This window comes from Kitasatospora sp. NPDC093558, from assembly GCF_040683475.1.
Classification (GTDB): domain Bacteria; phylum Actinomycetota; class Actinomycetes; order Streptomycetales; family Streptomycetaceae; genus Kitasatospora.
The window spans coordinates 1-9,168 of record NZ_JBFBDY010000253.1 but is presented as its reverse complement, the minus strand read 5'-3'; the positions used below and the strand labels follow the sequence as shown (position 1 = coordinate 9,168).

9 protein-coding genes and 1 pseudogene are annotated in these 9,168 nt (G+C 71.9%); 4 read left to right on the top strand and 6 right to left on the bottom strand.

The window, feature by feature from the left end:
- On the bottom strand, nucleotides 1–1,080 hold a 1,080-nt coding region (locus tag AB0O00_RS22200), incomplete at its 3' end, for a beta-ketoacyl synthase N-terminal-like domain-containing protein (RefSeq protein ID WP_363654341.1).
- Between the two features lie 276 nt (nucleotides 1,081–1,356).
- On the opposite strand from AB0O00_RS22200, the gene AB0O00_RS22195 reads away from it, so the two are divergent.
- On the top strand, nucleotides 1,357–2,241 hold the full coding sequence (locus AB0O00_RS22195; protein ID WP_363654339.1) for an LLM class flavin-dependent oxidoreductase: 885 nt from the start codon (nucleotides 1,357–1,359) through the stop codon (nucleotides 2,239–2,241).
- Between the two features lie 94 nt (nucleotides 2,242–2,335).
- Here the strand turns inward: AB0O00_RS22195 and AB0O00_RS22190 are convergent, their stop codons facing one another.
- From AB0O00_RS22190 to AB0O00_RS22180, 3 genes are all read right to left on the bottom strand, one after another.
- Nucleotides 2,336–3,736 carry a CHAP domain-containing protein gene (locus tag AB0O00_RS22190; RefSeq protein ID WP_363654337.1) on the bottom strand — a complete coding sequence of 467 codons (1,401 nt, stop codon included), beginning with the start codon at nucleotides 3,734–3,736 and terminating at the stop codon, nucleotides 2,336–2,338.
- Between the two features lie 133 nt (nucleotides 3,737–3,869).
- Nucleotides 3,870–4,181 (bottom strand): hypothetical protein, encoded by a 312-nt coding sequence (locus AB0O00_RS22185; RefSeq protein WP_363654335.1) that lies wholly within the window; start codon nucleotides 4,179–4,181, stop codon nucleotides 3,870–3,872.
- Between the two features lie 29 nt (nucleotides 4,182–4,210).
- Nucleotides 4,211–4,519, bottom strand: coding sequence for a hypothetical protein (locus AB0O00_RS22180; protein ID WP_363654333.1), 309 nt, complete (start codon nucleotides 4,517–4,519; stop codon nucleotides 4,211–4,213).
- Nucleotides 4,520–4,811: 292 nt separating this feature from the next.
- Here AB0O00_RS22180 and AB0O00_RS22175 point away from each other — a divergent pair, with 292 nt between their 5' ends.
- Nucleotides 4,812–5,789, top strand: a complete 978-nt coding sequence (locus AB0O00_RS22175; protein WP_363654331.1) for a helix-turn-helix transcriptional regulator — start codon at nucleotides 4,812–4,814, stop codon at nucleotides 5,787–5,789.
- Between the two features lie 91 nt (nucleotides 5,790–5,880).
- Here the strand turns inward: AB0O00_RS22175 and AB0O00_RS22170 are convergent.
- Together AB0O00_RS22170 and AB0O00_RS22165 are read right to left on the bottom strand one after the other, a co-directional pair.
- A pseudogene (locus AB0O00_RS22170) lies at nucleotides 5,881–6,305 on the bottom strand (PPOX class F420-dependent oxidoreductase).
- A gap of 73 nt (nucleotides 6,306–6,378) precedes the next feature.
- On the bottom strand, nucleotides 6,379–7,014 hold the full coding sequence (locus AB0O00_RS22165; protein WP_363654329.1) for a hypothetical protein: 636 nt from the start codon (nucleotides 7,012–7,014) through the stop codon (nucleotides 6,379–6,381).
- A gap of 162 nt (nucleotides 7,015–7,176) precedes the next feature.
- Here AB0O00_RS22165 and AB0O00_RS22160 point away from each other — a divergent pair, with 162 nt between their 5' ends.
- On the top strand, nucleotides 7,177–8,619 hold the full coding sequence (locus AB0O00_RS22160) for a glyceraldehyde-3-phosphate dehydrogenase (protein ID WP_363654328.1): 1,443 nt from the start codon (nucleotides 7,177–7,179) through the stop codon (nucleotides 8,617–8,619).
- A 229-nt stretch (nucleotides 8,620–8,848) separates the two neighbouring features.
- A partial coding sequence (locus AB0O00_RS22155) for a hypothetical protein (protein ID WP_363654326.1) occupies nucleotides 8,849–9,168 on the top strand: 320 nt, incomplete at its 3' end.

Below are 9,168 nucleotides of genomic sequence, written 5' to 3'. Positions count from 1 at the left end.
CCCGTAGGCGGCGAGCAGCGCCTCCGCCTCGATCGGGTCGCCGAGGACGGTGCCGGTGCCGTGCGCCTCGACGGCGTCGATGTCGGCCGGCGTCAGCCGCGCGTCCGCCAGCGCGTCCCGGATCACCTGCTCCTGCGCGGGCCCGTTCGGCGCGGTCAGCCCGTTGCTCGCACCGTCCTGGTTGACGGCGCTCCCGCGGATCACGGCCAGCACCGGGTGCCCGTCACGGCGCGCGTCCGACAGCCGCTCCACCAGCAGCACGCCGACGCCCTCGGCCCAGCCGGTGCCGTCCGCCGCCTTCGCGAAGGACTTGCACCGCCCGTCCGGCGACAGGCCGCGCTGCTTGGAGAACTCCACCAGCATCTGCGGCGTCGCCATCACGGTGACCCCGCCGGCCAGCGCCATCGTGCACTCCCCGGCGCGCAGCGACCGCACCGCCAGGTGCAGCGCCACCAGCGAGGACGAGCACGCGGTGTCCACCGACAGCGTCGGCCCCTGCAGCCCGAAGGTGTACGCGACCCGCCCGGACGCCACGCCGCCCTGGCTGCCGATCCGCACGTGCCCCTCCAGCGACTCGGGCGCGCGCAGCAGGCGGCCGCCGTAGTCGTGGTACATCAGGCCCGTGAAGACGCCGGTGCGCGAGCCCTTGAGGTCCGCCGGGTCGATGCCCGCCCGCTCGATCGCCTCCCAGCTGGTCTCCAGCAGCAGCCGGTGCTGCGGGTCCAGCGCGAGCGCCTCGCGCGGGCTGATCCCGAAGAACTCCGGGTCGAACTCGTCGGCGTCGTACAGGAAGGAGCCGTTGCGGGTGTAGCAGGTGCCGGGCCCCGCGCCGGTCGGGTCGTACAGGCCCTCGCGGTCCCAGCCGCGGTTGGCCGGGAAGCCGGAGACGGTGTCCACCTCGTCGGCCACCAGCCGCCACAGGTCCTGCGGCGAACGCACCCCGCCCGGGAAGCGGCAGCCGATCCCGACGATCGCGATCGGCTCGTGCTCCGCGTCCTCCAGCTCACGCAGACGCTCGCGGGTGCGGTGCAGCTCGGTGGTGACCTTCTTCAGATAACCGCGCAGCTTCTCTTCCGACATGGGGTCCAGTCACTCCTCGGGCACAGAGGTGGGTCGAGGGGGCGGTGACCGTGGCGCACGGGGGCCGACCGCCGATCGCGGTGGACCCCGACCTCTCCGGAGGATTCGAGAGCGGCCTCACGCCCCGCATCGGCCGCCCGTCGATCATTTGCTCGACGTCAATGTCCCAATGCGGCCGAGCGTGCGAAACCCCTAACCCCGACCCCTACCCCGGCCCCGGCACAGGGGGCCTGTCGCCGGCCGGTGAGCCGGGCCGGCCGGGCTACAGTCGGCGGCATGCGTCTCAGCACCGTGATCCTCCCCGTCCACCGGTGGGGCGAGGGACAGAAGCTCTGGCGGCGGGCCGAGGAACTCGGCTTCCACGCCGCCTACACCTACGACCACCTGTCGTGGCAGTCGTTCCGCGACGAACCCTGGTTCGGCGCGGTGCCCACCCTGACGGCCGCGGCCACGGCCACCGAACGCATCCGGCTCGGGACCCTCGTCACCAACCCCAACTTCCGCCACCCGGTCACCCTGGCCAAGGAGTTGATCACGCTCGACGACGTCTCCGGCGGACGGCTCACGGTCGGCATCGGCGCCGGCGGCACGGGCTTCGACGCACAGGTGCTCGGCGGGCAGGAGTGGTCGCCGAGGGAACGGGCCGACCGCTTCGCCGAGTTCCTGCCCCTCCTGGACGAACTGCTGCGCGAGGACGCGACGACGCGGGACGGCCGCTACTACGCGGCCGTCGAGGCCCGCAACATCCCCGGCTGCGTCCAGCGCCCGCGCGTGCCCTTCTGCGTCGCCGCGACCGGCCCGCGCGGCCTGCGGCTGGCCGCGCGCTACGGCCAGGGCTGGGTCACCTGCGGCGACCCGGCCGACCAGGCCGTCCCGGCGGAGCGCGCCCCGGCCGTCGTCGCCGCGCAGCTGGCGAAGCTGGCCGGCGCGTGCGAGGCCGAGGGGCGGGACGCGACCACGCTCGACCGGCTGCTCCTGCAGGGCTTCACCGCCGAACGGCCGCTCGACTCGCTCGACGCCTTCGTCGAATGGGCCGGTACGTACCGGGAGTTGGGGATCACCGAGCTGGTCGTGCACTGGCCGATCCCGGACTCGTACTTCGCCGGCGACCTCGCCGTCTTCGAGCGCATCGCCGCCGAGGGCCTGGCCCACCTGGGGTGAGCGCTCCGGGTGCGCCAACGACGGGAGCCACCTGGGGCGGCCAGGTGGCTTCCGTCACGCGGTGGGCTGGGGGCTGGGGGTTGGGGGTTGGGGCTCAGGCGAAGTAGGTGCTGTTCGGGTTGGTGAAGCCTTGGCCGATGATCAGGTTGTTGCCGAAGGGGGCGGTGGTGAAGCCGCCGTCGTTGTGCCAGGCGCGGATGGTGCCGTCGGGGTCGTTGAGGGGGTTGTTGGCGGGCTGGATGTAGATGAGGTCGGTGCGGCCCTTGGCGTCGAGGTCGGCGAGGTGGAGGCGGGTGGGGTCCATGAAGCCCTGTCCGATGACGAGGTTGTTGCCGAAGGGCATGGTGGTGAAGCCGCCGTCGTTGTGCCACGCGCGGAGGGTGCCCTCGGCGTCGTTGAGGGGGTTGTTGGCGGGCTGGTCGTAGATGAGGTCGGCTCGTCCGTCGCCGTCGAGGTCGCCGAACTTGACGCGGGTGGGGTCCATGAAGCCCTGGCCGATGACGAGGCTGTTGCCGAAGGGGGCGGTGGTGAAGCCGCCGTCGTTGTGCCAGGCGCGCAGGGTGCCTTCGGGGTCGTTCTGGGGGTTGTTGGCGGGCTGGTCGTAGACGAGGTCCGCGCGCCCGTCGCCGTCGAGGTCGGCGAACCTGACGCGGGTGGGGTCCATGAAGCCTTGTCCGATGATGACGGAGTTGCCGAAGGGCATGGGGTTCATGCCGCCGTCGTTGTGCCAGGCGCGGAGTGTGCCTTCGGGGTCGTTCTGGGGGTTGTTGGCGGGTTGGACGTAGATGAGGTCGGTGCGTCCGTCGCCGTCGAGGTCGGCGAATTTGACGCGGGTGGGGTCGGTGAAGCCCTGGCCGATGACGGCGGAGGTGTCGAACGGCATCTGGGCGAACCCGCCCGCGTTGTGCCACGCGGTCAGCGTCCCGTCCGCCGAGTCGCTCACCACCGACGCCCGACCGTCGCCCGCCAGCGAGGCCAGCAGGCGACTGGTGGTCAGGCCGACCGGGCTGACGAAGACGGTGGGCTGGGTGTGCCAGTCGTGCAAGCCGTCGTCCTTGACCCAGCTGGTGTTGCGGTCGGTGGTGCCCTCGTTGCCGCCGATGGTCTCGATCCTGCCGTCGGCGGCGACACCGACCACGATCTGCACGTGCGAGATGCCGGACGCCTTGTGGACGGCGGCGTCGCCCACGTGCGGGGTGTTCGAGGCGGTGTTGTTGCGGGTGCCGTAGTCCTTGAAACTCTGGACGGAACTGCCGAGGCCGCCCAGGTTCTCCACGCCGGCGTCGCGCCAGATCTTGAGGGCGAAGTCGGCACACCACTCCTCGTCGGGGAAGCCCAGGTCCGTGCGGTGCTGTCCGACGTGTGCGCGGGCCTGGGTGACGATGGCGGAGCCGGGCGTGCCGGCCTCGGCCGGCGACGCGGTGGCGGTGAGCAGGGCTCCGGCGGCGGCGACGGCGGCGAGTGCGGCGGAGAGGCGGCGGGAAACGGCGGTCATTTCTCGGGTGTCCTTTCGGAATTCGGCCAGGGCGGTGCGACCGGGCGGCACGGAAGAGCCGGTCCGGGTGGTTTCGGGCATGGTGGAGCGATAATTCGCCGGACGTTCGAAATGCGACGGAAAGAGGGAGAGTTCAGAGAATCCAGGGCGCCGGAATATCGCCGGCGACGCACCAGCCGTGCAGGGCGGGGGATTCGGCGAGAATGCGTGCGCACATCGTGTGCGCCGCGGTGCGGGCGGCGGCGGCGTTCTCGGCGGCCACGAAGGCCGCGACGTCGAACCGGGGTGCGGTGCCGCGCACCCGCAGGTGCTCCAGGCCGTCGCAGGGCCGGGCGTGCCGCCGGATGAGGGCGGCGAGGGCGGCGTCGGTCAGGCGTGGGCGCGTCGGGTACGGCGGGCCCGGTGGGGCGGGGTGGTCGGTGTCAGCGGTCCGGCCGGTCGCCACCAGCCGGACCGTGACCAGGTACAACGGGATCAGCCCTGCGCTGCGGGCGGCGCCTGCGGTGCGCTCGGGGTGCCGGCCGGCGTGTCCGTCGGCGTCGGGACGGGGGTGGCGGCCGGGGTCGGCGGGTCGGTCGGCAGCGGCTTGGAGCAGCCTCCGAGGCAGCCCCACTCCGCCCCGCCGATCGGCTCCCCGGCGTTGGTGTGGATCCGGACCTCCGCCGGCGCCCGGCCGGTCGTCCCGTCCGCCGCCCCGCCCGCCACCGCGCTCGCCGCAGTACCGGCGACGGCGACAGCGGCGGCGACGGCGAATACCGCGATGACGGTCCTCAGCTTCGACATGACGATTCCCCTCACGAACGGCCGGCGAATTCCGGGGAATTCCACCGCGGCTGGTGTGAGCGCCTCGACCGACCCGGAATTCCCGCTTTCCGCGTTCCGTCCCGGTCTCCCGCTCCGACGGGAATGACTCTGCCCGCCCGCCCGGCTGCTGTCACGGTCGGCGGCGGTTCAGCAAGCGGCCTGGCCGCATCCTGACAGGAGGTCGTTGCCGGGGCTCCCCGGCGGGAGCACAATCGTGGTGGCCGAGCTGCGGGGAACGGCGGCCTGAGATCAACTCGGGGGAGTGGCAGGCATGTTGGAACCCTTGGGGCTGTCGTCCGACGGTGAGCGGGTCTACCGGACCCTGCTCGCGCAACCGAGCTGGAAACTCGCGGACATCGCCGCTCATCTGAATCTGAAGGAGCGTCACGTCAGGATGGCACTCGACGAGTTGGCCGATCTCGCGCTCCTGCGACCGGCCGACGACCCGGCCGGCGAACTGCTGCCGATCAGTCCGGCGGTCGGGCTGGCCACCCTGCTCGCCCGCGCCGAGGCCGAACTCGCGGACCGGCAACGCCGGATCGAGGCCACCAGGGCGGCCGTCGCCACGATCGCCGCGGAACACGACGGCGCCCGCGCCCGGGAGTCGATCACCCGGCACGAGGGGATCGCCGCGGTCCGCGCGAGGATCGAGGAACTCGCCGCCGCCACCCGCACGGAGATGGTGTCCCTCAACCCGAACAGCGCCCAGACACCGGACGCGAAGGCCGCGAGCAAGCCCCTCAACCAGCAACTCCTGGAACGCGGCGTCGCGATCCGCTGCATCTACCAGGACAGCTTCCGCAACGACCCCGCCACCCTCGCCGCGGCCCGGTGGCTGGCGGAGCTCGGCGGGCAGACCCGGACCGTGCCGACGGTGCCCCTGCTGATGATCGTCATCGACCGGGAGACCGTCCTCGTCCCCATCGACCCCGCCAACAGTCGCCTCGGCGCCCTCGAACTCCGCAGCCCCGGCGTGGTCACCGCCGCCTACGCCCTCTTCGAGCAGACCTGGCTGAACGCGACCCCGTTCGGCGAGAGCGCGAGCCGTGACGGCAACGAACTCACGCTCCAGGAAAGGGAGATCATCAAGCTCCTGGCCGACGGGCACACCGACGAGATCGTCGCCCGCAGGCTCGACCTCTCCACCCGCACCACGCGCCGCGTCGTCGCCGAACTGATGGGCCGCCTCGACGCCCGCAGCCGCTTCCAGGCCGGCCTGCGCATCGCCGAACGCGGCTGGCACCGCTGACGGGTGAGGGCCCCGGAGCCGTACGCCCCGGGGCCCTCGTCACCCAGGCCCGTCTCCGGGCCCATCTCCTGACTCGTCTCCGGGCTCGTCCTCAGCCGAGGCGCGCGCCGTACACGTGGTCGACCGTCATGGTGACGAGCACCCGCCGGTCCGCGACCATCGCCGCCCGGTACTCGTCCCAGTCCGGGTGCTCGCCGTCCGGTAGTACGCGACTAGCGCCTCGACCTCGGGCCCGTGCGGGTCGGTGCCGGGGCCGGTCAGCGTGACCGTGCCCTCCGCCGTGGTCCACGAGCGCCCGTCCGGTCCGGTGACCTCCAGCGCGGCCCGCGGGTCGCGCCGCAGGTTCGCGGTCTTCGCGCGCCCCTCGGTCGTCGAGATCAGGATCGCCCCCGCCGCCCGGTCGAAGTACGGCAGCACGGGCGACAACTGCGGCCGCCCGTCCCCCTTGATCGTCGCGAGCACCCCGAGCCTGCTCGCTTCCAGCAACGCGTACGGGTCGAACCCAGTGTCGGTCATGCGGCCATCGTCCCCCTTCACATCGGTGTGAAGGTCAACTCCGGCCGGGAGTGTCGCGCATGCGGCGCGACCGTCACCGGAACCCGGGTTGCTCGGCCCGGTCGACTCTGCCCGGCGCCCCCGCGACGGGCAGGGCGGCCCAGGCGTACAGCGACTGGGCCGCGATCGGCAGCAGGCTGGGCCAGAAGCCGAAGAGCAGGAGCAGCGTCGGTATGGCGTTGGTGAGCAGGACGAAGACGGTCCGCACACGTCGCCCGAGCAGTGCGTGTGGCGCCAGGAGGAGCAGGAGCACCAGCGCGGGGCCCGCCAGGACGGTCGTGCACACGAAGAACCCCAGCGCGTAGGCGCCCGGGTCCCCGTGGTCGCAGCCGTCCTCGATCCGGCACGCGGGCGCCATCGCCATCCCGATGAGCAGCAGCGCGTAGGCGGGTGTCGTACAACACACGATGTAGCGCGCCGCCGCCTGCGCCAGCCATCGCGTCTCCGCGAGGAGCCGTTGCCCGGCGTTCCGGCGGACGCAGCGGGCCGCCAGGATCAGCAGGGCGGGGATGCCCAGCGCCAGGCATGCGCCGCGCATGCTCTCCGTGCCGTAGTGGTGGCCGTAGAACCAGAGCGCAAGGGCGGGTTGAGCCAGGATCACCGTCAGCGTCGGCGCCCCGAAGGCGCGCTCGGCCGACCATCGCCCGGCACCTTCGACGACTGCTTCCACCGGTTCTCCCCCCGAGAAAGTTGAACGCGTTCAAGGTGAATTGAACGCGTTCAAAGTAGAGCCGGGAAGGCCCCTGGGTCAACGCCGGCCGGGGGAGGCCGTCGGATCGAAAATCCGCGAAGCTACCATGTGGGCAACACCCTCAGCTCGAAAGATGGACTTGTGACTGTCAACGACGACGTGTTCACGGACTGGAAGAACCGCGAGGAGATCGCGGAGTCGATGATCCCGATCATCGGGCGGCTGCACCGCGAGAAGGACGTCACCGTCCTGCTCCACAGCCGTTCCCTGGTGAACAAGTCGGTGGTCAGCCTCCTCAAGACGCACCGCTTCGCCCGCCAGATAGCCGGCGAAGAGCTCTCGGTCACCGACACCATGCCGTTCCTCCAGGCGCTGACCGCCCTCGACCTCGGTCCCTCGCAGATCGACCTCGGGATGCTCGCCAGCACCTACCGCGCCGACGACCTCGGCCTGTCGGTGGAGGAGTTCACCGCCCGCGCCGTCGCCGGTGCGACCGGTGAGAACAAGCTGGAGCGCCGGTCCGCCCAGGACGTCGTGCTGTACGGGTTCGGCCGCATCGGCCGCCTCGTCGCCCGCCTGCTGATCGAGAAGGCCTCGGGCAACGGCCTGCGGCTGAAGGCCATCGTCGTGCGCAACAGCGGCGGCGACGACCTCGTGAAGCGCGCCTCGCTGCTGCGCCGCGACTCGATCCACGGCCAGTTCCAGGGCACGATCACGGTCGACGAGGCGAACAACAAGATCATCGCCAACGGCAACGAGATCACCGTGATCTACTCCGACGACCCCTCCAAGGTCGACTACACGGAGTACGGGATCAAGGACGCCATCCTGGTCGACAACACCGGCCGCTGGCGCGACCGCGAGGGCCTGTCGAAGCACCTGCGCCCCGGCATCGCCAAGGTCGTGCTCACCGCGCCGGGCAAGGGCGACGTCCCGAACATCGTCCACGGCGTCAACCACGACATGATCAAGCCGGACGAGCAGATCATCTCCTGCGCGTCCTGCACCACCAACGCGATCGTCCCGCCGCTGAAGGCGATGGAGGACGAGTACGGCGTCATCCGCGGCCACGTGGAGACGGTCCACTCGTTCACCAACGACCAGAACCTGCTGGACAACTACCACAAGGCCGACCGCCGCGGCCGCTCGGCACCGCTGAACATGGTGATCACCGAGACCGGTGCCGCCTCGGCCGTCGCCAAGGCGCTGCCGGACCTCAAGGCGAAGATCACCGGCAGCTCGATCCGCGTGCCGGTGCCGGACGTCTCGATCGCCATCCTCAACCTGCAGCTGAAGCGCGAGACGAACCGCGACGAGGTCCTGGACTACCTGCGCAACGTCTCGCTGACGTCGCCGCTGAAGCGCCAGATCGACTTCATCGACTCGCCCGACGCCGTGTCCAGCGACTTCATCGGCTCGCGCCACGCGTCGATCGTCGACGCCGGCGCCACCAAGGTCGAGGGCGACAACGCGATCCTCTACCTGTGGTACGACAACGAGTTCGGCTACTCGTGCCAGGTCGTCCGGGTCGTCCAGTACATCTCGGGCGTCGAGTACCCGACGTTCCCGTCCCCGGCGGTCTGAACCGGCCGGACCGTGTGACGCCGTGACGGCGGTGGGTGGTGGCCTCGCGAGGGGTCGCCGCCCACCGCCGTTCCGTTTCCCGGGCGGCGGGGGCGCGGGGGCTGCGGGGCTGCGGGGGGCTGCCGGAGCTGCCGGGGGCTGCCCGGGCCGTCGGGGCGAGGCCGCCCGGGGCTGGTCAGGAAGCGAACGGCTATCTTGATGGGTCACGGACACCGGGAGGGAGCGGGCGATGGGCAAGATCGGTCGGCGGACGGCCGCCGTTGTGGCGGTCGGGGTGCTGGTGGGGGTGCTCGGCGGGTGTGCCTCGGACGGCAAGGGCGCCGCGAAGGACGCTGCCAAGAGTGCTGCGGGCGCGGCGAGTTCGGGATCGAGCGCGTCGGTGTCGGTGTCGGCGAGCGGTGCGGCCGGTGGCGCCGGTGGCGCCGGTGGGACCGGCGCCCAGGCGTCCGCCTCGGCGGCCGGCGGCGCGGGCGGTGCGTCCGACGCGGCCACGGCTCCCGCGCCCGGTGCCGCGACGCCCCCGGCCGGTGGCGCCGGCGGAGCCGTGCC